This window comes from Thermohalobaculum sp., assembly GCF_058622915.1.
Genome location: NZ_JBZSYN010000079.1, coordinates 1 through 22,909 on the forward strand (window position 1 = coordinate 1; position 22,909 = coordinate 22,909).

General features: G+C 70.8%; 19 protein-coding genes and 1 pseudogene. 10 read left to right on the plus strand and 10 right to left on the minus strand.

From position 1 onward, the window contains the following. The 5 genes and pseudogenes from AC32QD_RS06770 to AC32QD_RS06790 all read right to left on the minus strand — a co-directional run. Positions 1–590 (minus strand): annotated as a pseudogene (locus AC32QD_RS06770) (ATP-dependent DNA helicase RecG); the annotation flags it as partial. A gap of 31 nt (positions 591–621) precedes the next feature. Beyond that, positions 622–2,745 carry an NAD-dependent DNA ligase LigA gene (gene ligA / locus AC32QD_RS06775; protein WP_492009727.1) on the minus strand — a complete coding sequence of 708 codons (2,124 nt, stop codon included), beginning with the start codon at positions 2,743–2,745 and terminating at the stop codon, positions 622–624. A 1-nt stretch (position 2,746) separates the two neighbouring features. Beyond that, on the minus strand, positions 2,747–3,877 hold the full coding sequence (prfB, locus tag AC32QD_RS06780) for a peptide chain release factor 2 (protein ID WP_492009728.1): 1,131 nt from the start codon (positions 3,875–3,877) through the stop codon (positions 2,747–2,749). 78 nt (positions 3,878–3,955) lie between these two features. Next, positions 3,956–4,858 (minus strand): hypothetical protein, encoded by a 903-nt coding sequence (locus AC32QD_RS06785; protein ID WP_492009729.1) that lies wholly within the window; start codon positions 4,856–4,858, stop codon positions 3,956–3,958. Positions 4,859–5,069: 211 nt separating this feature from the next. Next, a complete protein-coding gene (locus tag AC32QD_RS06790) occupies positions 5,070–7,652 on the minus strand; it encodes a penicillin-binding protein 1A (RefSeq protein ID WP_492009730.1) in 2,583 nt (860 codons plus the stop codon). A gap of 737 nt (positions 7,653–8,389) precedes the next feature. Between AC32QD_RS06790 and AC32QD_RS06795 the strand changes: the two genes are divergently transcribed. Beyond that, positions 8,390–11,443 (plus strand): Rne/Rng family ribonuclease, encoded by a 3,054-nt coding sequence (locus tag AC32QD_RS06795; RefSeq protein ID WP_492009731.1) that lies wholly within the window; start codon positions 8,390–8,392, stop codon positions 11,441–11,443. A gap of 197 nt (positions 11,444–11,640) precedes the next feature. On the opposite strand, the gene AC32QD_RS06800 is transcribed toward AC32QD_RS06795, so the two are convergent. After that, positions 11,641–12,801, minus strand: coding sequence for a pyridoxal phosphate-dependent aminotransferase (locus AC32QD_RS06800; protein ID WP_492009732.1), 1,161 nt, complete (start codon positions 12,799–12,801; stop codon positions 11,641–11,643). 138 nt (positions 12,802–12,939) lie between these two features. Here AC32QD_RS06800 and AC32QD_RS06805 point away from each other — a divergent pair, with 138 nt between their 5' ends. From AC32QD_RS06805 to aat, 5 genes are all read left to right on the plus strand, one after another. After that, positions 12,940–14,250, plus strand: a complete 1,311-nt coding sequence (locus tag AC32QD_RS06805; RefSeq protein ID WP_492009733.1) for a M48 family metalloprotease — start codon at positions 12,940–12,942, stop codon at positions 14,248–14,250. 38 nt (positions 14,251–14,288) lie between these two features. Continuing rightward, a complete protein-coding gene (locus AC32QD_RS06810) occupies positions 14,289–15,062 on the plus strand; it encodes a DsbA family protein (protein WP_492009734.1) in 774 nt (257 codons plus the stop codon). 129 nt (positions 15,063–15,191) lie between these two features. Further along, positions 15,192–15,689: an acetyl-CoA carboxylase biotin carboxyl carrier protein gene (gene accB / locus AC32QD_RS06815; protein WP_492009735.1), complete on the plus strand. Its 498-nt coding sequence runs from the start codon at positions 15,192–15,194 to the stop codon at positions 15,687–15,689. A 15-nt stretch (positions 15,690–15,704) separates the two neighbouring features. Further along, positions 15,705–17,051, plus strand: coding sequence for an acetyl-CoA carboxylase biotin carboxylase subunit (accC, locus tag AC32QD_RS06820; RefSeq protein WP_492009736.1), 1,347 nt, complete (start codon positions 15,705–15,707; stop codon positions 17,049–17,051). 125 nt (positions 17,052–17,176) lie between these two features. After that, complete coding sequence (gene aat, locus AC32QD_RS06825; RefSeq protein WP_492009737.1) at positions 17,177–17,836, plus strand: leucyl/phenylalanyl-tRNA--protein transferase; 660 nt, start codon at positions 17,177–17,179, stop codon at positions 17,834–17,836. Here aat and AC32QD_RS06830 read toward each other — a convergent pair. The 4 genes from AC32QD_RS06830 to tgt all read right to left on the minus strand — a co-directional run bounded on the left by AC32QD_RS06830 (position 17,773) and on the right by tgt (position 20,655). After that, on the minus strand, positions 17,773–18,609 hold the full coding sequence (locus AC32QD_RS06830; RefSeq protein WP_492009738.1) for a DUF2155 domain-containing protein: 837 nt from the start codon (positions 18,607–18,609) through the stop codon (positions 17,773–17,775). The genes aat and AC32QD_RS06830 overlap by 64 nt on opposite strands. Continuing rightward, positions 18,606–19,064, minus strand: a complete 459-nt coding sequence (gene mlaD, locus AC32QD_RS06835; RefSeq protein ID WP_492009739.1) for an outer membrane lipid asymmetry maintenance protein MlaD — start codon at positions 19,062–19,064, stop codon at positions 18,606–18,608. Before mlaD ends, AC32QD_RS06830 begins: the two co-directional genes overlap by 4 nt. Beyond that, positions 19,064–19,462, minus strand: coding sequence for an NADH:ubiquinone oxidoreductase subunit NDUFA12 (locus AC32QD_RS06840; protein ID WP_492009740.1), 399 nt, complete (start codon positions 19,460–19,462; stop codon positions 19,064–19,066). The genes mlaD and AC32QD_RS06840 overlap by 1 nt, the downstream gene beginning before the upstream one ends. A gap of 68 nt (positions 19,463–19,530) precedes the next feature. Then, a complete protein-coding gene (gene tgt / locus AC32QD_RS06845) occupies positions 19,531–20,655 on the minus strand; it encodes a tRNA guanosine(34) transglycosylase Tgt (protein ID WP_492009741.1) in 1,125 nt (374 codons plus the stop codon). Positions 20,656–20,735: 80 nt separating this feature from the next. Here tgt and AC32QD_RS06850 point away from each other — a divergent pair, with 80 nt between their 5' ends. From AC32QD_RS06850 to tpiA, 4 genes are all read left to right on the plus strand, one after another. Next, positions 20,736–21,128 carry an SUF system Fe-S cluster assembly protein gene (locus AC32QD_RS06850; protein ID WP_492009742.1) on the plus strand — a complete coding sequence of 131 codons (393 nt, stop codon included), beginning with the start codon at positions 20,736–20,738 and terminating at the stop codon, positions 21,126–21,128. A 67-nt stretch (positions 21,129–21,195) separates the two neighbouring features. Then, positions 21,196–21,549: a HesB/IscA family protein gene (locus AC32QD_RS06855; RefSeq protein ID WP_492009743.1), complete on the plus strand. Its 354-nt coding sequence runs from the start codon at positions 21,196–21,198 to the stop codon at positions 21,547–21,549. Beyond that, a complete protein-coding gene (locus AC32QD_RS06860; protein WP_492009744.1) occupies positions 21,550–21,933 on the plus strand; it encodes a TfoX/Sxy family protein in 384 nt (127 codons plus the stop codon). It begins immediately after the preceding gene. 202 nt (positions 21,934–22,135) lie between these two features. Next, the gene (tpiA, locus tag AC32QD_RS06865; RefSeq protein WP_492009745.1) at positions 22,136–22,894 is read left to right on the plus strand and encodes a triose-phosphate isomerase; all 759 of its coding nucleotides are present in this window, start codon (positions 22,136–22,138) and stop codon (positions 22,892–22,894) included. Positions 22,895–22,909: the final 15 nt, after the last annotated feature.

Consider the following 22,909-nt stretch of genomic DNA (forward strand, 5'->3'; position numbering starts at 1 on the left):
GCCCAGCCCGGCCAGCCGCGCTCGGCGCGCATCGCGGGGTCGAGCCAGTCGGGCAGCTCGGGCAGTTTCGTCAGCGCCCCGGCGACGGCACGCGAGACCCTGCGCTGGGTCAGCCCCTCGGTCAGCGGATAGACCGGCTCGAAGGGCGCCAGACCCTCGGCCTCGGCCTCGGTGAGGATCAGGTCGGGATGGGCCATCTGCAGCCGCCCGTCATAGAACTCGACGCGGCCCGAGATCACGCGGCGGGCGCCCGAGGGCAGCGCGCGCGCCAGCCAGTCGGCCCTGGCGTGGAAGAACACCAGCTCGAACCAGGTGCCGCCCCCCTGCACCTGCACGCGGTAGGGCGCGGACTTGCGCCGCGGCGGGACGTGCTGGCCGACGGTGGCCAGCACCGTGACGGTCTCGCCGGAATCGACGCCGATCAGGCTGTCGCGCAGACGCCGGTCGACCACGCCGTTGGGCAGGTGAAAGATCAGGTCGACGATCCGCGTGATGCCCAGCCGCGCGAAGGTCTCGGCGGTGCGGGCGCCGACGCCCGGCAGGCCGGTCAGGTCGGCGAAGAGCGGGAACAGGATCTCGGGGCGCGGCATCGGCGGAGGATGCGCGGGGCCGTCCGGCCGATCAAGCGCCGATCAGCTTGAGCCAGGCCTCCTCGTCGATCACCTCGACGCCGTGCTTCTCGGCCTCGCGCAGCTTCGAGCCGGCGCCGGGGCCGGCAATCACCAGATCGGTGTTGCCCGAGACCGAGCCCGAGACCCTGGCGCCGAGCGATTCGGCCCGCGCCTTGGCCTCGGCGCGCGTCATGCGCTCGAGCGTGCCGGTGAACACCACGGTCTTGCCGGCGACCGGGCTGGAGGTGGCGGCTGGCGCCTCGGCCGCGTCAGGCGTGACATGGGCCGTGAGGTGGTCGAGCGCACGGCGGTTGTGCGCATCGGCGAAGAACGCGATCACCGCCTCGGCCATGACCTCGCCCACCCCGTCGATGGAGAGCAGGTGCTCGCGCGCGGCCTCGTCCTCGGCCGCCTTCATCATGGTCTCGGCGAAGCTCTCCCAGGTGCCGAAGGTGCGCGCGAGCATGCGCGCGGTGGTGTCGCCCACATGGCGGATGCCGAGCGCGAAGATGAAGCGCGCGAGCGGCACCCGGCGGCGTTGGCGGATGGCCCGGAACAGGTTCTCGACGGACTTCCCGTTCGTCGGCCGGCCCTTGTCGTCGCGCCGGTAGAGGTCGATCTCGCCCTTCTCCTGGCGGGCCTCCAGCGTGAAGATGTCGGCGGGCTCGTTGATCAGCCCGTCGGCGTGGAAGGCCTCGATCTGCTTGGTGCCCAGCCCGTCGATGTCCAAGGCCCCGCGCGAGACGAAATGCTTGAGCCGCTCGACCACCTGCGCCGGGCAGGTCAGCCCGCCGGTGCAGCGGCGCACCGCCTCGCCCGCCTCGCGCACCGCCGGGCTGCCGCAGGCGGGGCACGTGATCGGGAACGCGTAAGGTTTTGCGTGTCGCGGCCGCTTGTCGAGGTCGACGTCGAGCACCTTGGGGATCACGTCGCCGGCGCGGTAGACGATCACGGTGTCGCCGATGCGCAGGTCCCTGCCCTCGCGGATCGGGTTGCCCTGTGCGTCGCGGCCGGCGATGTAGTCCTCGTTGTGCAGCGTGGCGTTGGAGACGACGACGCCGCCGACGGTCACGGGCCTGAGCCGCGCGATCGGCGACAGCGCGCCGGTGCGCCCGACATTGATCTGGATGTCCTCGAGCACCGTCCAGGCGCGCTCGGCGGGGAACTTGTGCGCGATGGCCCAGCGCGGCGCGCGGCTGACATAGCCCAGGCGCTCCTGCAGGTCGAGCCGGTCGACCTTGTAGACCATGCCGTCGATGTCGTAGCCGAGCTCGGCGCGGCCCTTCTCGACCTCGCGGTAATGCGCGACCAGCGCCGCGCCCGAGTCGCAGCGGCGCGTGAGCGGGTTGACCGGTACGCCCCAGCCCTCGATGGCGGCGAGCACCCCCGACTGCGTCTCGGCCGGCATCGCAGAGACCTCGCCCCAGCCCCAGGCGAAGAACCTGAGCGGCCGCCTGGCCGTGACCTGCGGATCGAGCTGGCGCAACGAGCCGGCGGCGGCGTTGCGCGGGTTGGCGAAGACCTTGTCGCCGCGCGCCTCCTGCCGGGCGTTGAGATCGGCGAAATCGTCATGGCGCAGGTAGACCTCGCCACGGACCTCGAAGACCTCCGGCGCCGCGCCCTTCAGCCGGTTGGGGATTTCCTCGATGGTGATGGCGTTTGCGATGACATTCTCACCCTCGTAGCCGTCGCCACGCGTGGCCGCCTCGACCAGCACCCCGTTCTCGTAGCGCAGCGAGAGGGAAAGCCCGTCCATCTTCGGTTCCGACGTGAATTCAATGACTTCTTCCTTCAAATTAAGAAATCGCCTTATCCTTTGGATGAAATCCTCGATTTCCTCTTCCGAAAATGCGTTTCCCAGCGTCAGCATCGGCACCCGGTGGCGCACCTTGCGGAATCCCTCCGACGGGGGCGCGCCGACCCGCCGGGTCGGGCTGTCGGCGTGCGCGAGCTCGGGGAAGGCGGCCTCGAGCGCGGCGAGCCGGCGCTTCAGCGCGTCGTACTCGGCGTCGGAGACCAGCGGCGCGTCCTCGGTGAAATAGGCGCTGTTGTGCTTGTCGAGCTCGGCGCTCAGCCGGGCGATCTCGGCGGTCGCCTCCTCGCTCGAGAGGTCCCGCGGCGGCTGGTCCGCCATGTCATGCCTCGTCCTGGAGCGCCTCGGCGCGCGTCTTGCCGGTGACCTCGAGCGCCAGCGCCGCGCTCATGAAGCGGTCGAGCGCGCCATCCAGCACGCCTTGCGTGTCCGAGGTCTCGACGCCGGTGCGCAGGTCCTTCACCATCTGGTAGGGCTGCAGCACATAGGAGCGGATCTGGTGGCCCCAGCCGATGTCGGCCTTGCCGGCCTCGAGCTCCTCCTGCTTCTCCCGCCGCTTCTTCATCTCCAGGTCGTAGAGCCGCGCACGCAGGGCGGCCATGGCGTTGGCGCGGTTCTGGTGCTGCGACTTCTCCGACGAGGTCACCACGATGCCGGTCGGGATATGCGTCATGCGCACGGCCGAATCGGTCTTGTTGACGTGCTGGCCGCCGGCGCCCGACGAGCGGTAGGTGTCGACCCGGATGTCGCCCGGATTGATGTCGATCTCGATGGTGTCGTCGATCACCGGATAGACCCAGACCGAGGAGAACGAGGTGTGCCGCCGCGCCTGGCTGTCGAAGGGCGAGATGCGCACCAGCCGGTGCACGCCGGACTCGGTCTTCAGCCAGCCATAGGCGCTGTCGCCCCTGACCTGGTAGGTCACCGACTTGATGCCGGCCTCCTCGCCCGGGGTCTCGGCCATCAGCTCGACCTTGTAGCCGCGCTGCTCGGCCCAGCGCACATACATGCGCGCCAGCATCGCCGCCCAGTCGCAGCTCTCCGTGCCCCCTGCCCCGGCGTGGATTTCGAGATAGGCGTCGTTGCCGTCGACCTCGCCTGAGAGCAGCGCCTCGATCTCCCTCTGCGCCGCCTCGTCGCGCAGGCGGGCCAGCGCCTGCTCGGCCTCGGCGACGATCTCCTCGTCGCCCTCGGCCTCGCCCAGCTCGATCAGCTCGACGTTGTCCTTGAGCGCGCCGGCGAGCGCCTTGTAGCCGGCGATGGCGTCGTCGAGCTTCTGGCGCTCGCGCATGATCTTCTGGGCGTGCGCCGGGTCGTCCCACAGCCTGGGGTCCTCGGCGCGGGCGTTCAGCTCCTCCAGCCGGTGCTCGGCCGTGTCCCAGCCCAGCCGCTGGCGCAGAAGCTCCAGCGACTTCTCGGTCTCCTCGACGACGGCTTGCGCTTCGGCCTTCATGCCCGCTCCGCGATCGCTCCCGCACGCCGCCTAGATATAGGCGGCGCGGGGCGAGGTAAAGCGGCGCCGGGGCCGGTGCTAGCGCACCTCGAGCGGCCTGTCGGAATAGACGCGTCCGGTGCGCGTGTTGAGGAAGCGCACGCGGTAGGTCCCGCGCCGGTCGGGGGCGCGCAGCACGGCCGAGCGGGTGTCTCCACCGGCCGAGGGCGCCGCCGAGGCCAGCACCGCGCCGGTCTTGGGATCGACGACCTCGAAGGCCTGCCCCGGCTCCAGCGTGCCGTACCACATGGCCTTGAATGTCTGGCCCGGCGGCACGCGCATCGGCAGGCCCATCCAGCTGCTCGACGGCCCGACCATGACGCTCAGCGCGCGCAGCACCGCGCCGCGGCCGTCCACATAGCGCAGCAGGTATCTCCCGGGCTGGGCCGGGGCGTGGATCACCGTGGCGTTCCAGCCCGAGGGCTTGCCCTTGAGCGCGGCCTGCGACACTACCTTGCCGCTCGACGGATCGACGATCTGCAGCCTATCGCCCCGGCCTGCCGGGCCCTGCCAGCGCACCTTGCCGGGAACCCCGGCGCTGAAACGCTCGGGCACCGACAGCACGATCGGCACCGCCGCCACGTCCAGGCTCCTGCGCGCCAGAATCGCGCCCGAGGCCGACATGTAGCGCAGCTCGTAGCTGCCCGGGACCCTGGGCGCCGTGATCGGCACGCTGGTGCCGCGCACCTCGCCGCCGGCCAGCATGCTGCCGCGGCCGCCCTGCGTGACCGGTCCCCAGATCTCGAGCCGTCCGCCGGGCGCGGCCCCGGCGATGACTACGTTCACATGCGCCCCCGGATCGACGGTCGACGGCGCCTCGATGGTTGCCGCGGCGGCCTCGACGATCGGGGCCTGGGCACGCGGCACCTGCATGGCCCCCCCGAGCGCCGGCACGAACGCGGCGCCCGCGAGGCAGGCGACAAAGACGGCTGAGCGGTACATGGCGAACTCCCTTTTGCGGGCGAATGCGCAACGGCATTGTAGCTCAACGGCTGCTGAAACGCATGATGGCGCGATCGGGTTCCGGCCCCGCGGGCCGCTCCCGAGGACTCCCCCCCCCGGGGATTGCAGCCGGGAGCCGGCACAGGAAACCGCCCGCCGGCTCCAGGCCGGGGAGAAGAGACCGCTGACCGTAGATGGGCCGCCGGCCCGCTCAGTAAATGCCGCCGGTGGTCACGCCGACGCTGCCCTGGCTCGGGGGCGTCGGCGCGCGAATGTCGCCCTGGCCCGAGGACGGGGGCTGCTGGATCACCGGCTGGCTGCCGGGCGGCTGGCTGCTGGCGTTGATGTCGGTGATGTCATTGCTGCTCACGCCCGCGAACAGCGATTCGTCGCCGGTCAGGGCCACCACGGTGTCATAGACGGCGGGCTCGGTGCCGGCGCGGAAGATCTCGTCGATCACGTTGGGGCCGGAGGCATCGTCGGGCAGGCGCTCGCCGGTCTTCTCGTCGATCTTGGCCATGACGATCGAGCCGTCGGGTGGCTTGCGGAACTGGCCCGGGCTGCGGTCCTTCATGGCTGCGACGATGAACTCCTTGAACACCGGTCCGCACAGCGTTCCGCCATAGGCGTGCCGGCCCATCGGGGTGGGGGTGTCATAGCCGATGAAGCAGCCGGCCACCATGTCCGGCGTATAGCCGATGAACCAGGCGTCGCGGGCATCGTTGGTGGTGCCGGTCTTGCCCGCGACGGGGAAGCCCAGATCGCCGACTGTCTGCGCCGCGGTGCCGCGCTTGACCACCCCCTCCATCATCGAGACGATCTGGTAGGCGGTCACCGGGTCCATGATCTGCACCCGCTTGTCATAGAGCTGCGGCAGGTCGCCCGGCACGTACTGGGCCGCCTTGCAGCCCACGCATTTGCGCGGATCGTGCGAATAGAGCGTGTGGCCATAGCGGTCCTGCACGCGGTCCACCACGGTGGGGCGCACCTTCTTGCCGCCATTGGCGAACGTGGCGTAGGCGCCGACCAGGTCGTAGAGCGTGGTCTCGCCCGCGCCCAGCGCATAGGACAGGTGATAGGGCATGTTCTTGTAGACGCCGAAGCGCTCGGCATAGTTCGCCACCCGGTCCATGCCGATCGCCTGCGCGATGCGCACGGTCATCAGGTTGCGCGACAGCTCGAGCCCGCGCCGCATCGGCGTGGGGCCGAGGTAGTGGTGCTCGGCGTTCTGCGGCCGCCACGGCTGCTGGCCCGGCTGGCGCACCACCACGGGGGCGTCGAGCACGATGGTCGCCGGCGTGTAGCCGGCATCCAGGGCCGCCGCATAGACGAACGGCTTGAAGGCCGAGCCGGGCTGGCGCTTGGCCTGGGTGGCGCGGTTGAACACGCTGGCGTCATAGGAGAAGCCGCCCTGCATGGCGAGCACGCGGCCCGAAAACGGGTCCATCGCCATGAAGGCGCCCTGCACCTTGGGGATCTGCTCCAGCCGCCAGGACTTGCCGTCCTGGCCATGCGCGACATAGACCACGTCGCCCGGCTGCCACAGGTCCGAGGCGCCGTGCGGCGTCGACTTGGTGCCGCCATGCTCGACCGCCTTGATCCAGCCCCGCTCGGCCGCGTAGCTCAGCCGCCCCGTGGTGTCGCCGCCGGCCTGCTCGATGCCGACCTTGGCCCCCTTGCCGTCGACGCTGAGCACCACGGCGGGGTGCCAGCCGTTGATGTCGCGCGGCACGTCCGTGCCCGCGAGCAGCTTCTGCCAGTCCGGCGCGCCGCCTTGCGCGATCTTCTCGATCCGCGCCTGGGGGCCGTGGTAGACGCCCCTGCCGCGGTCGTAGTGCTCGAGTCCGTGGCGCAGCGCCTGCCGGGCCAGCTTCTGCAGCTCCGGGTCGAGGGTCGAGCGGATGGTCAGCCCGCCCTCGTAGAGCTTCTTCTCGCCCAGCTCGTCGATCATCTGGCGCCGCACCTCGCCGCTGAAGTAGCTGGGCTTGGCCTCGGCCAGCATCGGCGGCGGCGCCTTGCCGATGATGGTGTCGAGCGGACTGGCCTCGGCGGCCTTGGCCTGGGCGCGCGTCAGATAGCCGTTCTCGGCCATCTGCTCCAGCACGTAGTTGCGCCGCGCCACGGCCGCATCGTGGTCGCGGATGGGATTGAGGTACGAGGGCTCCTTCGGCAGGGCCGCCAGATAGGCCGCCTCGGCCGGCGTCAGCGCCTGAAGCGACTTGCCGAAATAGGTCTGCGCCGCCGCGGCGACGCCATAGGTGTTCTGCCCCAGGAAGATCTCGTTGAGATAAAGCTCGAGCACCTTGCTCTTCGGCATGGCCTTGGAGATGCGCACCGCGAGGATCGCCTCCTTGACCTTGCGCTCGACGCTGCGCTCGTTGCCGACCAGGAAGTTCTTCATCACCTGCTGGGTGATGGTCGAGGCCCCCGACAGCCGCACGTTGTGGCCCTCGAGATGCCCGATCGCATAACGCCCCACCGCCTTGAGGATGCCGACCGCGTCGATGCCCGGATGGGTGTAGAAGTGCTTGTCCTCGGCCGAGATGAAGGCATCCTTGACCAGCTTCGGCACTTCCTCGATCGGCACGAAGATCCGCTTCTGGTGGTAGTACTGGGCGATCACCGTGCCGGTATCGTCATAGACCCGGCTGATCAGCGGCGGGCTGTAGTCGGCCAGTTCGGCCGTGTTCGGCAGGTTGCGGTCGTAGACATAGACCACCGCCGCGATGCCGCCGATGGCGAACATGAAGCTGTTGGCGGCAAAGCTGAAGAGGGTGCCGAGGAATTTGAGCATGTCGTCGAGTCTGTCTTCCTTGCGCCGCCCCGCCGGGCGTCCCGCTTGCCAACGCGGCCGGCCGCTGCTCGGTTCCGTTGCGCGCCGCCTCGCTGCCGGCGCATGGCCTTGCGGCGGGCTCGTGACCGGGCGGTTTAGTCGATTCCCGGGCGGGGCGCCACCACTACGCGCGGGCGCGGGCGGTCAAAACAGGTGGGCAAATCCGCGCAGGCGGAAAGTTACCAAATCCGCGCAGGCGGAAAGTTACCACGTGCGGCCCGCAGGCGAAATTCCGTTTGTCACGATGCCGCCGTTTCATTATATGCTCGCGGTGGGCCAAGCGGCCCGGACCTTCTCAGGACGGCCCTGAGGATACACCCAAAGCCGGGTTCGGTGCGTCTCACCGGCTCCGGCGCGGCATGAATTGCGCGCAGGTCGTTGCGCGGGCGGCCGGAGAGGGCGAAGATCGGACCAGGATCCGTGCCGCGCGCACGGATGAGAAATTCACCGCGCCAGCGAGCTGGCGCCCGGACGAACGGAGCGATGCTGGACCCGCGCGCCGAGACCCCAGGCCAAGACAGGCCAGGCCAACACAGGCCAGGCCATAAAAGGCCAGGCCAAGACAGGCACGACGACGGTGACGCCGTCGCCGTCCCGGCCGGGATCGCGCGCCCGCGTCCGCTAGCCCAACAGGAAAGAAGCCAGCCCCCGGCGCCCAGGGCCCAGGCCCCGCGCACCGCAGGCTGGCGCAGGGATTCATGGCAAAGAAAATGCTCATCGACGCCACCCACCCCGAGGAGACCCGGGTGGTCGTGGTCGACGGAAACAAGGTTGACGACTTCGACTTCGAATCGGTTGCCAAGCGCCAGCTCTCGGGCAACATCTATCTCGCCAAGGTAACGCGGGTCGAGCCGTCGCTGCAGGCGGCGTTCGTCGACTATGGCGGCAACCGCCACGGCTTCCTGGCCTTCGCCGAAATCCACCCCGATTACTACCAGATCCCGGTCGCCGACCGCGAGGCGCTGATCGCCGAGGAGGCCGCCGAGCAGGAGCGCTCGGAGGCCGGCGAGGCGCGCCGCGACGCCGACGCGTCCAAAGGCAAGGAAAAGCCGCGCCGCGGCCGGCGCCGCAAGGGCGCCAAGTCCGGGCCGGAGGAGGATGCGGCCGCCGGCGGCAGCGAGGACGGATTCGGGACCGACGCGGTGCCGGAGGCCTCCGCGCCCGCCGATGCGTCCCAGACCGCCGATGCGTCCCAGACCGGCGATGCGTCCCAGACCGCCGACCCGGCCGAGACGCCCGCCTCGGGTCGCGGCCGCAGGCGGCGCGGGCGCAAGGCCGACAAGCACAAGTCGAGCGGGCTCGAGGTGATCGAGCTGGGCGAGGAGTCCGGCGGCGCCTCCGAGGTCCACGGGCTCGAGATCGCCGACGTCCCCGAGGACGGCGGCGAGACCGGCTCGGGCGGGTCGGGCTCGGGCGGGTCGGGCTCGGGCGGGTCGGGCGGCTCGCGCACGCCGCCCAGGTCGATGGCCGAGAAGACCGGGCTGGACGATGCCGAGACCGTCTCGGAGGACGTGGGCGCCGCTGCCGGCCAGGAGACCGGCGACGCCGGCGAGGGCGACTCGGGCAAGGGCGACTCGGGCACCGGCGACTCGGGCAGCGGCGACTCAGGCACCGGCGGCTCGGGCAAGCGTCGGACTCGGGCCTCCGCCAAGGGCTCGGGCCGCGGCCGCAAGCGCGGGCGACAGTCGCGCCGCGAGGCCGGCGAGGCCGAGACCGGCGACGGCTCCGACGCCGGCCAGGGCCTGGAGACCATCGAGGCGCTGGAGCCCGACGAGCCGCACGAGGACGCCGCCCGCGCCCGCGCCCAGCTGCGCCGGCGCTACCGCATCCAGGACGTGATCAAGGTGCGCCAGATCATGCTGGTGCAGGTGGTCAAGGAGGAGCGCGGCACCAAGGGCGCGGCGCTGACCACCTACCTGTCTCTGCCCGGCCGCTACTGCGTCTTGATGCCCAACACCGCGCGCGGCGGCGGCATCAGCCGCAAGATCACCAACGCCGCCGACCGCAAGCGGCTGCGCGGCATCGTCGACTCGATGGACGTGCCCGCCGGCATGGGCCTGATCGTGCGCACCGCCGGGGCCGAGCGAACCAAGGCCGAGGTCAAGCGCGACTTCGAATTCCTGCTCAGGCAGTGGGAGCAGATCCGCGAGCTGACGCTGCAGTCCATCGCGCCGACGCTGATCTACGAGGAAGGCTCGCTGATCAAGCGCTCGATCCGCGACCTCTACTCGAAGGACATCGACGCCATCCTGGTCGAGGGCGAGGGCGGCTACCGCGAGGCCAAGGACTACATGAAGATGCTGATGCCGAGCCACGCCCGGCACGTGCAGCAGTACGCCGACCGCATCCCGCTGTTCATCCGCTACCAGGTCGAGAGCTATCTCTCGGGCATGTTCAACCCGGTCGTGCAGCTGCGCTCGGGCGGCTACATCGTGATCGGCCAGACCGAGGCGCTGGTGGCCATCGACGTGAACTCGGGGCGATCCACGCGCGAGAGCTCGATCGAGGACACGGCGCTCAAGACCAATCTCGAGGCGGCCGACGAGGTCGCCCGGCAGCTTAGGCTGCGCGACCTCGCCGGGCTGATCGTGATCGACTTCATCGACATGGACGAATCGCGCAACAACCGCGCGGTCGAGAAGCGGCTCAAGGACAAGCTCAAGGTCGACCGGGCGCGCCTGCAGATCGGCCGCATCTCGCCCTTCGGGCTGCTCGAGATGTCGCGCCAGCGGCTCCGGCCGGGCATGGTGGAGATCTCCACCCAGCCCTGCCCGCACTGCCACGGCCAGGGCTCGATCCGCTCCGACGAGAGCCTGGCGCTGACCATCCTGCGCGAGGTCGAGGAGGAGGGCGTGCGCGGGCGCGCCGCCGAGGTGCACGTCGCGGCCCCGGTCGAGATCGCCAACTTCATCATCAACGCCAAGCGGCACCACCTCGCCCAGATCGAGGAGCGCTACGGTCTGGGCGTCACGGTGGCCGCCGACCCGATGCTGCGCAGCCCCGAATACAAGATCGAGCTGTCCAAGCACCGCACGCGCGAGCCCGAGGGCGCAGGGCAGGTCGTCACCGCCGAGTCCGCCGTCGCCTCCGGCACGGTCGAGACGCCGCGGGCCGAGGCGAGCCCGCCCGAGGAGCGCGAGGGCGAGGGTCGCTCGCGCCGTCGCCGCGGCAAGCGCGGCGGACGGCCCCGCCGCGGCGGCCGCGACGGCGAGCGGGCAGACGACCACGACAGGGACGAGCACGCCGCCAGCGCCGAGGCGGGCAAGCCGGCGGAGCCGCCCCCCGCCACTGAGGCGGCCGCACCCGAGAGCGCACCCGACACGGCACCCGACCCCCCGCCCGAGGGCGAGCGCCGCGGGCGCAGGCGCCGCCGCGGACGCGGACGGCGCGACGAGGAGTCCGGCGCCGAAGCCGGCGCGGGCGAGTCCGGCGCGCCGAATGCCGAGAGGCCGACCGAGACGCCGACCGAGGGGCCGGTCGAACACGCCGCCCAACAGCCCGTCGCGGAGCAAAGCGGCACGGAGGCATCCGTGCAGCCCGAGCCAGTGCCCGAGAGCCCTGCCCCGCCCGCCGAGCCCCGACCCGCGGCGGCGCAGGCGCCCGCTGAAGGCGCGACGGCGACGAGCGCGGAGCCCCCCGAAAGCGCCCCCGAAGCCGCTGCGGAGCCCGCTGCCGAGGCGGCACCGACTCCGGCGGAGTCAGAGCCCGAGAAGGATCGGCCGAAGCGGCGCGGCTGGTGGCAGTGGCGCTGAGGCGCCGACGACCACATTAGCCGCGCCCTTCGGGCAGGGTTCGTTTTCCATGGTCTGAACTCCGCGCCCGGTGACGCGCCCGGTCGCGGCCCCGGTCACGCGCCCGGTCGCCTGCCCGGTCGCCTGCCCGGTCGCCTGCCCGGAACGTCGGCGCCGGCGCCGCGCGGATCATGCGCCCGCACGGCGCCGGAAGAGGCTCAGGCGCCGCCGCCGAGGAACGCCTCGAGCCGGCGCACCCCTTCGGCGATTCGTGCCGGCGGCTGGGCGAAGGAGAAGCGCAGCGTGGCATGGCCGCGCTCGGGGTCGAAGTCGAGCCCCGGCGTCGCCGCCACGCCGCCCTCGGCCAGCAGGCGCGCGCAGAACTCGCGGCTGTCATTGGCCAGCCGGCCGACGCCCGCATAGGCATAGAAGGCCCCGTCCGCCGGGGCGATGTCGGTGAAGCCCAGCCGCGGCAGCGCCTCTATGAGCAGCGCCCGGTTCTGGCGATAGCCGGCCAGGTGCCCCGCGACCTCGGCCTCGCCGTCCTCCGACAGCGCGGCCAGCGCCGCCAGCTGGCTGACATGGGCGGGGCAGATGAACAGGTTCTGCGCCAGGTTCTGGATCGGCCGCACCAGCCGCCCGGGTACCACCATCCAGCCGATGCGCCAGCCGGTCATGGCGTAGTATTTCGAGAAGCTGTTGATCACGATCACGTCATCCGTCAGCTCCAGCGCCGAGACCGCCGGGGCGTCGTAGGTCAGCCCGTGATAGATCTCGTCCGAGATCAGCGCCGTGCCCCGCGCCGCGCAATACTCGGCGAGCGCCACGAGCGCGGCGCGGTCGAGCATGGCGCCGGTCGGGTTGGCCGGGCTCGCCACCAGGAGCCCGTCGAGCCGCCCCGCGACCCGCTCCAGACCCTCGGGCGTCGGCTGGTAGCGGGTGGCCAGCTCGGCCGCCAGCCGCACGGGCTCCAGCCCCAGCGCGCCCAGGATATTGCGATAGCACGGATAGCCGGGGTCGGCGATCGCCACCCGCCCGCCGGCGTCGAACAGCGTCAGGAAGGCCAGCACGAAGCCGGCCGAGGAGCCGGCGGTGACCACCACGCGCCCGGGATCGAACTCGAGGCCATAGCGGCGCCGGTAGAGCGCCGCGATCGCCCGCCTCAACGGCGGGATCCCCAGCCCGCTAGTGTAGCCCAGCGTCGCGCCCCGGGCCAGCGCCGCCGCGACCGCCTCGCGCGCGGCGCCGGGCGCACCGTGGGCCGGCTCGCCGACCTCCATGTGCACGAGGTCGCGCCCCGCCGCCTCGATCTCCTGCGCCTCGCTCAGCACATCCATGGCGATGAAGGGCGCGGTGTGGCTGCGGCTTGAAATCTTCACGGCGAGTTTCCTTATCTGCCTCTCGCGCGGGCGGATGGGTTCTGTTATGCCTGCCGCGTCTGCCAGCGGCAACCGCGCCGGCGCCAGACGGGAGTGACACTCTTGAAACGATTGCCGGGATACCTCGCGGCAGGCTTCATGGCCCTGCTCGTCGGGCTCCTGCCGGGGCCGGCGGCAGCGTTCAACCTGATCCGCGATGCCGAGATCGAGCGCACGCTAAGCCGCATGACGCGCCCGATCTTCCAGGCCGCGGGCCTGGACCCGAAAAGCATCCACATCTACATCGTGGACAATCCCGAGCTGAACGCCTTCGTCGCCGGCGGCAACAACATCTTCGTCAATTCCGGGCTGCTGATGACGCTCAAGACGCCCGAGGAGCTTCTCGGCGTCCTCGCTCACGAGACCGGCCACATCGCCAACGGGGACGAGGCGCAGCGCGCCCTCGCGATGCGCGGCGCGCGCGGCCCGGCGCTGCTGGGAATCCTGGCCGGCATCGCCGCTGCGGTTGCGGGCGGACCGGCCGCGGGGATGGCTCTGTCCGCGGGCAGCCAGTCGGTGCTGATACGCAACATGCTGGCGCATACCCGCGCCCAGGAGGCCACCGCCGACCAGGCGGCGGTCAAGTACCTGGTGCGCGCCGGCATCGACCCCGCGGGGCTGCGCAAGGTGATGCAGCGCTTCCGCGGCGAGGAAGTGCTCAGCATCGGCCAGGTCGACCCCTACATCCAGACCCACCCGCTCTCGACCGAGCGCATGGAGCTGATCGACCGCGAGGTCACCCAGGCGGACGCCACGCACACCTTCAAGCCCGACCCCGAGCGCGAATACTGGCACGGCCGCATGCGCGCCAAGCTGCGCGGCTTTCTCCAGAACCCCGAGCGTGTGCTCCGGAGCCTCGCCGACAAGCCCCCGACCGAGGACACGCTCTATGCCAAGGCCGTGGCGCTCTACCGCAAGCCCGACCTCAAGGCGGCGCTTGCCACGATCGACAAGCTGATCGCCATGCGCCCGCACGACCCGTTCTACAACGAGCTCAAGGGCCAGATCCTGTTCGAGACCGGCCACGCCGCCGAGGCCGTGCCGCTCTACCGCAAGGCGGTCAGCTACGCCCCCAAGCAGCCGCTGATCCAGGACGGGCTGGGCCGGGCCCTGCTGGCGCTGAACCAGCCCGCCGCCGACGCCGAGGCGCTGAAGGTGCTCAAGCAGGCGCGGGCCAGCGACCTGGGCGACCCCGCGGCCCTGCGCGACCTGGCCACCGCCTACTCGCGCGCCGGGCAGGACGGCATGGCCGCCCTGGCCACGGCCGAGCGTTACGCCATGACCGGCCACAAGAAGGATGCCGTGGTGATCGCCAAGCGCGCCGCGGCGGTGCTGCCCCGGGGCTCGCCCGGCTGGCTCCGGGCACAGGATATCCTGGCGCTCGACCCCGGCAAGGACAAGAGCGACTGAGCCGCGCCCGCAAGCATTTGAAAAGGAGAGCTTTTGCCATGTCACGTCTGATCGCCGTCCTCGCGCTCGGCCTCGCGCTGGCCGCGCCAGTGCTTCCCGCCGCGGCGCAGCAACAGTCGCAGCCCGCCCCCGCCAATGTGAGCCCGGCCGAGCGCGAGGCGATCAGGGCCGAGGTGCGCGCCTATCTGGTCCAGCACCCGGAGGTGATCGTCCAGGCGATCCACATCCTCGAGGCCCGCCGCCAGGCCGACCGGCAGAAGGCCGACGCCAGGCTGGTGGCCCGGCACAGCCAGGCCCTGTTCCACGACCCGGGCGACTGGGTCGGCGGCAACCCGAAGGGCGACGTCACCCTGGTCGAGTTCTTCGATTACCGCTGCGCCTACTGCAAGAAGGCGCACCCGGAGGTGCAGGCCCTGCTCAAGAAGGATCCCGACGTCCGCTACGTGGCCAAGGAATTCCCGATCCTGGGGCCCGACTCGGTGGCCGCCTCGCGCATGGCGCTGGCAGCGCTCGAGATCGACCGCTCGAAATACGGCGCGCTGAACGACGCGCTGCTCAGCTTCGGCGGCCAGCTGACCGAGGCGGCCGCCTACAGGATCGCGGGCAACCTCGGCTACGACACCGCGGCGCTGAGGAAGCGCGCCGCCAGCGCCGAGATCAAGGCCAGGATCGAGGCCAACTACAAGCTCGCGGACGCCCTCGACATCAACGGCACGCCCGGCTTCGTGCTCGGCGACCGGATCATCCGCGGCTACATCCCGCTTGACCGGATGGCCTCCGAGATCGCGAAGCTCCGCCAGGCGAAGCACTGACCCCCCGACAGGCTCTTTGCGCCCGTCGCACGATTCACCTATAAACCGTGTCAAGCATCCGGCGCGGGCTGGCCGCCCGCCCGACGCCGGTGGTAACGAGAGGGTCGGGCGCCGCCGGACGGGGAAGACATGAACAAGAACGTCGAGCAGGATGTCGCCTTCATTCGGGCGCTCGCCGAGCTACTGCGCGAGTCCGAGCTGAGCGAGATCGAGGTCACGCGCGAATACGGCTCGGACGACGAGCTGAAGGTGCGCCTGTCGCGCAGCACGGCGGCCGCGCCGGTCGCGTTTCACCCGCCCCCTCCCGCGCCACACCCCGCCCCGCCGCCCGCCGCCGCGCCGGCCCCCGCGCGCGAGCCCGAGGCAGCGCCGGAACCGGCGGGTCCGGACCTGTCCAAGGCGGTCACCTCGCCGATGGTCGGCACCGTCTACCTGTCCTCCGAGCCCGGCGCCGAGGCCTTCGTGAAGGTCGGCGACACGGTGGCCGAGGGCCAGACGCTGCTGATCATCGAGGCGATGAAGACGATGAACCAGATCCCCAGCCCGCGCGCCGGAACGGTGCGGCAGATCCTGGTCGCCAATGCCGAGCCGGTCGAGTTCGGCCATCCCCTGCTGATCCTAGACTGAGCCGCGGAGCCCGACGTGTTCCAGAAGATCCTGATCGCCAACCGCGGCGAGATCGCGCTGCGAATCCACCGCGCCGCCAAGGACATGGGCATCTCCACGGTGGCGGTGCACTCCACCGCCGATTCCCAGGCCATGCATGTGCGCCTCGCCGACGAGAGCGTGTGCATCGGCCCGCCCGCGAGCGCCCAGAGCTACCTGAACCAGCCGGCGATCCTGACCGCCTGCGAGATCAGCGGCGCCGAGGCGGTGCATCCGGGCTACGGCTTCCTGGCCGAGAACTCGGGCTTTGCCCGCATCGTCGAGGAGCACGGGCTCACCTTCATCGGCCCGACCTCCGAGCACATCCGCCTGATGGGCGACAAGGTGGTGGCCAAGGACACCATCAAGCGGCTGGGCGTGCCCTGCGTGCCCGGCTCGGACGGCGAGGTGCCCAGCGTCGACGAGGCGCTGAAGGTGGCGCGCGACATCGGCTACCCGGTGCTGGTCAAGGCCGCGGCCGGGGGCGGCGGGCGCGGCATGAAGGTGGCCAAGACCGAGCGCGACCTGCCGCATGCCTTCTCGCAGGCCCGCGCCGAGTCCAAGGCCGCCTTCGGCAACGACGCGGTCTATCTCGAGAAGTACCTCACGCTGCCGCGCCACATCGAGGTGCAGGTGATCGGCGACACCCACGGCAACGCCGTGCATCTGGGCGAACGCGACTGCTCGCTGCAGCGCCGCCACCAGAAGGTGCTCGAGGAGTGCCCCTCGCCGGTGATCGACGAGGAGACCCGCCAGCGCATCGGCGGCATCTGCGCCACGGCGATCCGCGACATGGGCTATCGCGGGCTGGGCACCATCGAGTTCCTCTACGAGAACGGCGAGTTCTACTTCATCGAGATGAACACCCGCATCCAGGTCGAGCACCCGGTGACCGAGATGGTCTACGCCGTCGACCTGGTGCGCGAACAGATCCGCATCGCCGCGGGCGAGAAGCTCTCCTTCCGCCAGGAGGACCTCAAGCCCATCGGCCACGCCATCGAATGCCGCATCAACGCCGAGCGCGTGCCCTCCTTCGCGCCCTGCCCCGGCATGGTGAAGGCCTACCACGCGCCCGGCGGCTTCGGCATTCGCATGGAGTCGGCGCTCTATTCCGGCTACGCCGTGCCACCCTACTACGACAGCCTGATCGGCAAGCTAGTCTCGTTCGGCGAAAGCCGCGCCGCCTGCATCACCCGGCTCAAGCGCGCGCTGGGCGAACTGGTGGTGGACGGCATCGACACCACCACGCCGCTGTTCCACGCGCTGCTCGACGACCCCGACGTGCAGGCGGGCCGCTACAACATCCACTGGCTGGAGGGCTGGCTGTCGAGGGAGCTGGAATAGCCCGCCCATAGCCCGCCCCCGGCGGCCGGGCATCGCCGCGGCGGTCAGAAAAAGTTCACGAATTAAACCGAGCCTGAAGCCATCCCGTCGACGACGGTGCCCCGCCCCTCTGCTATCCTGAGGCCATGAAGGATTCAGAATCACCCCGCCTGGTCCTGACCCCCAGCCTGGTGCTGCGCGCCTACGCCGCCGGGGTCTTTCCGATGGCCGAGAGCGCCGGCAGCGACGAGGTGTTCTGGGTCGATCCGCGGCGGCGCGGCATCATCCCGCTCGACGGCTTTCACCTCACGCGCTCGTTCCGCCGCCGGCTGAAGCGCCGCGACTACGAGGTGCGCGTCGACACCGCCTTCGAGCAGGTGCTCGAGGGCTGCGCCGACCGGCCCGAGACCTGGATCAACGGTCTCATCCGCGATCTCTACACCGGCCTACACCGCATGGGCTGCGGCCACTCGATCGAGGTCTGGATGGGCGGCCGGCTGGCCGGCGGGCTCTACGGCGTGCGGCTGGGTGCCGCCTTCTTCGGCGAGAGCATGTACAGCCGCGTCCCCGACGCCTCGAAGATCGCGCTGGCCTATCTGGTCGCGCGGCTCAATGCGGGCGGCTTCGCGCTGCTCGACACCCAGTTCACCACCGCCCATCTCGAGCGTCTGGGCGCGCGCACGGTGCCGCGGGCGCGCTATCACCGGCTGCTCGACGATGCCGTCTCGCGCCCGGCCGACTTCTACCGGCTGGCCGAGGACGCCTCGGTCGACGCGGTGGTGCAGCTGATCACCCAGACGTCGTAGCGCGGGTCGTCCATGGCCGAGAGCGAAGGGCTCTCGGCGAACATCCAGCCCGAGAACTCCGGGCCCGTGCCGACCTTTCGCGTGTCCCAGATCTGCAGGAAGGCGATGGTGCCGTGCTCGGAGTTGTCCTGCGGCGCGCGGCAGGCATCGAGCCGGATGCGCAGGCGCTCGACCTTGATCTCCTGGCCGGCGGCAACCTCGACGGTGCGGGTCTCGCCGGTCATCTTGTCCAGCTCGCGCAGCTTCGCGCCCGGCATCAGCACCGTGTCGACGCGAGGGATCGGCTGCGGCTGGGCCGGCGCCTCGGGCGTGGTGAAGGGGGCGGGCTTGAACCGGCTGCCCTGCGCGGCGGTGCCCTGCCCCGGCTGCGCGCCCGCACCGGGCCCCGTCGCCGGCTGCGTGCTCGCCTCGGTGCCCGGCCCGGTCGCCGGCTGGGCGCCGGTGTCGGCGCCCTGCGCACCGTTGCCCTGGCCCTGCTGCGGCGCCGCGCCGCCCGGCGAGGCCGGCGTCAGGGGCGCCAGCGGCTTGATCTCGATCGAGGCCCCCGGCGCGGTCTGGAACTCGGGCTGCTGCGCCCCGGCCGAGGGGGCACAGGCCAGCGCCAGCGCCACCAGCGCCAGGGCCGCACCGCCCCCGGTCCGGCGCGCCGCGCCACGGCGGGCCAGGCCCGGCGCAGGCAGGCCCGGCGCAGGCAGGCCCGGCGCAGGCAGACCCGGCGCAGGCAGACCCGGCGCAGGCAGACCCGGCGCAGGCAGACCCGGCACACGCGTCATTTCGTGCCCGCCTGGGCGCCGCCGTGGATGAACTTGCCGATCAGGTCGCCCACGTTCACCGAGCCCTGCGTGTAGGTGATCTCGCCGCCGGGTTTCAACATCTTATCCGACCCGCCCGGCTCGATCGCCACATAGGGCTCGCCCAAGAGGCTGGCCGAGGTGATCTTCGCCGCCGAGTCCTCGGGCAGCTTCACGCGGTGCTGGATCGTCATGGTGAGCTTGGCGTAATAGGTCTTGGGATCCAGCCCCATCTGCGCGACGCTGCCCACCTTGACCCCGGCGATGCGCACGTCGCTGCCCACGTTGATGCCCTCGGCCTTCTGGAACTTGGCCAGCACGGGATAGCCGCCGCCGCCGACACCCACATCCGTGGTGTTCGACGCATAGACGAGGAAGCCCCCCGCCGCCGCCAGCACCAGGGCGCCGATCAGCGTCTCGGCCGCGCTGCCCGCCATCAATGCTGCTCCGGTTGCCAGGCTTCGTAGTCGCCGGCGACGCGCGGGCGCTCGGTCCCGGTCACCACGCTGCCGGGCGGGTGAAAGGCCGCCGCCGTGCCGGTCAGGTTTTGCAGATGCCCCTTCTCCCAGGGCTTGCGCGGCAGGGGCGCCTGGCTCGGCGCCTCCTCGAAGGTGCGGTGCAGCCAGCCGTGCCAGTCGGCCGAGATGCGGCTGGCCTCGGCCTCACCGTTGTAGATCACCCAGCGGTGCTTGCCGTCGGCGGTCTGGTAGAACTGGTTGCCCTGGTCGTCCTCGCCCACCTTCTGGCCCTTGCGCGCAGTCCAGACGCTGGTGCCGACGGTGGTGCCGTTCCACCAGGTGAAGATGTGCTTCAGCACCCTGACGAGATCTGCCATTCGACTCACTCCCTTCGCGCCGCGCGGGACTATGGCGGACACGGCGCCCCGCGTCCAGACCGGGCGCCTTATGGCGGCGGCAGGTCGCCCCCGGCGCGCGCCGCGTGGAAGGCCCGCGCGAAGGCCTCCAGCCGGCCTCCGGCGATCGCCGCGCGCAGGCCCGCCATCAGCTCCTGGAAATAGTGCAGGTTGTGCCAGGTCATGAGCATCGACGAGATGATCTCGCCGGCGCGGCAGACATGGTGCAGATAGGCGCGGGAATATGCGCGGCAGGCCGGGCAGGCGCAGTCGGGGTCGAGCGGGCGCGGGTCCGCCGCATGCCGGGCGTTGCGGATGTTGACCACGCCGCGCCGCGTGAAGGCCTGCCCGGTGCGGCCCGAGCGCGTCGGCAGCACGCAGTCGAACATGTCCACCCCGCGCATCACCGCGCCGACGATGTCGTCGGGCTTGCCCACGCCCATGAGATAGCGCGGGCGGTCCTGTGGCAGCAGGTCGGCCGCGTAGTCCAGCACCTCGAACATCAGCGCCTGCCCCTCGCCCACGGCCAGCCCGCCGATGGCATAGCCGTCGAAGCCGATCTCTTCAAGTGCCGCGGAAGACTCCTCGCGCAAATCCCTGAAAACACTTCCCTGCTGGATGCCGAACAGCATGTGCCCCGGCCGCGCGCCGAAGGCCTCGCGTGAGCGCCGCGCCCAGCGCATCGACAGGCGCATGGACTGCGCCGCCTCCGCCTCCTCGACCGGCCAGCGGGTGCATTCGTCGAAGGCCACGACGATGTCCGAGCCCAGCAGGCGCTGGATCTCCATCGAGGACTCGGGCGTCAGCATGTGCTCGGAGCCGTCGATATGGCTGCGAAAGCGCACGCCCTCCTCGGTCATGCGCCTCAGATCCGCCAGCGACATCACCTGGAAGCCGCCCGAATCCGTCAGGATCGGCCGCGGCCAGTTCATGAAGCGGTGCAGCCCGCCCAGGGCCGCGATGCGCTCGGCGCCCGGGCGCAGCATCAGGTGGTAGGTATTGCCCAGCACAATCTCGGCCCCGGTCGCCGCCACGCTGTCGGGCAGCATGGCCTTGACCGAGGCCGCGGTGCCCACCGGCATGAAGGCCGGCGTGCGGATCTCGCCCCTGGGCAGCACGATCCGCCCGGTGCGCGCCGCCCCGTCGCGGGCATCGATATGAAACAGGCCGCTCATCAGCTTTCTCTGGACGAAATTGCCGAGCGTTTCTATATGGTATTTGCGAGAAGCCAAGGCATCTAGTCGGGATCCAGCGCATGAACTACCAGAGCGGCCCCACGACCGCGGAGCCGAGCGACGAGCCCGCCGCGACAGGCGAGCCGATCATCCGGCCCTCCAGCACCGACCACGCGCTCTACGAGCCGGTGGTCGAGGCGCTGCGCACGGTCTACGACCCCGAGATCCCGGTCAACATCTACGACCTCGGCCTGGTCTACTATATCGGCATCGACGCCGAGGGCGCGATCGAGATCGACATGACGCTGACCGCCCCGGGCTGCCCGGTCGCCGGCGAGATGCCCGGCTGGGTGGCCGATGCGGTCGAGGCCCTTCCCGGCGTCAAGCAGGTGGACGTGCGCCTGGTGTGGGACCCGCCCTGGGGCATGGAGATGCTGTCCGAGGAGGCGCGGCTCGAGCTCGGGCTCATCTGACGCGCCCTTGAGAAATCGCCGTCGCCATCTTATTTTTCGCGTCCAAGGATAACGCGAGGCAACATCCATGTTCGGCATTCCGGGCAAGCCCCCTGTCACCCTGACCCCCGCCGCCCAGCGCCAGGTCGAGCGGCTGATGGCCGACGGCTCGGTCAAGGGCCTGCGCCTGGGCGTGAAGAAGGGCGGCTGCGCCGGCATGGAATACACCATGGAGAAGGCCACCGAGGTCGGCGAGCACGACGAGGTGGTCGAGCAGGGCGAGGCCCGCGTGCTGATCGCGCCGATGGCGCAGATGTTCCTGTTCGGCACCGAGATCGACTATCGCAGCTCGCTGATCGAGTCGGGTTTCGTGTTCAACAACCCCAACGTCTCCGAATCCTGCGGCTGCGGCGAGTCGATCAAGTTCAAGGACGCCGTGTAAGTGGGCGTAAGCCCTGAGTTTTCCGCACATCTCCACGACCTGTTCGGCGGCCTCGGCCCGATCCGCACGCAACGCATGTTCGGCGGCGCCGGCGTCTGGCTGGGCGAGGCCATGTTCGCCATCGTGGTCGACGACACGCTCTACATGAAGGCCGATCCCGACCTCGCCCGCGCCTATGCCGAGGCCGGCTCCGAGCCCTTCAGCTACGCCACCCGCGACGGCGCGCGCACGCTCACGGGCTTCATGCGCCTGCCCGACTCGGCGCTTGACGACGCCGACGAGGCGCTCGCCTGGGCGCACCGCTCGCTCGAGCCCGCCCGGGCCGCCGCGGCCGCGAAGGCCGCCAGACGGGGCCGGAAATCCGCGCGAAAGCCGAAGCTTTAGGGCGACCGCATGCGCGCCGAGGGGCGTCCAAAAACACCTGTTTCCATTTATACCGCGTTTTCAATGGCTTATATTGCGTCCAAATTTGGACGCCTGAATCGCGCCCGCTTGCGTTGTACGTCGGTCAGGGCGAAGCTGGACGCCAGTCCGACCCAAGGGAGCCACCAAGGGAGCCACCAAGGGAGCCGCCATAGGAGCCGCCATGGGAACCGCCATGACCCGCCGCAAGATCGCCGCCGGAAACTGGAAGATGCACGGGGCCCGGGCCGACCTCGCCGAGCTCGAGGCCCTGATCGCGGCCACCAAGGGCGCCGCCGCCGAGGTCATCGTCTGCCCCCCCGCCACCCTGCTCGCCCGCTTCGCCGAGCGCGCCAGGGGAAGCCATGTCGCGATCGGCGGGCAGGACTGCCACCCCGAGCCCAAGGGCGCCCACACCGGCGACATCGCCGCCGAGATGCTGGCCGACGCCGGCGCCGCCTGCGTCATCGTCGGCCATTCCGAGCGCCGCGCCGACCACCACGAGCCCGACGCGCTGATCTGCGCCAAGGCCGAGGCCGCCTGGCGCGCCGGGCTTATCGCCATCGTTTGCGTCGGCGAGACCGAGACCGAGCGCGACGCCGGCCGCGCCCGCGACATCGTCGGGCTCCAGCTCGAGCACTCGGTGCCGCACCTCGCCGAGGCATCCAGCCTGATCGTCGCCTACGAGCCGGTCTGGGCCATCGGCACCGGCCGCACGCCCACGCCCGACGACATCGCCACCATGCATGGATTCATCCGCGACGCGCTCAGGACCCGCTTCGGCCCGCCCATGGCCGAGGCCACACGCGTCCTCTACGGCGGCTCGGTCAAGCCGGGCAACGCGGCCGAGATCTTCTCCATCACCGATGTCGACGGCGGCCTGGTAGGCGGCGCCAGCCTCAAGGCGACCGATTTCGCCCAGATCGTCGCCGCGGCGAACTGAGCGCCCGCACCGCCC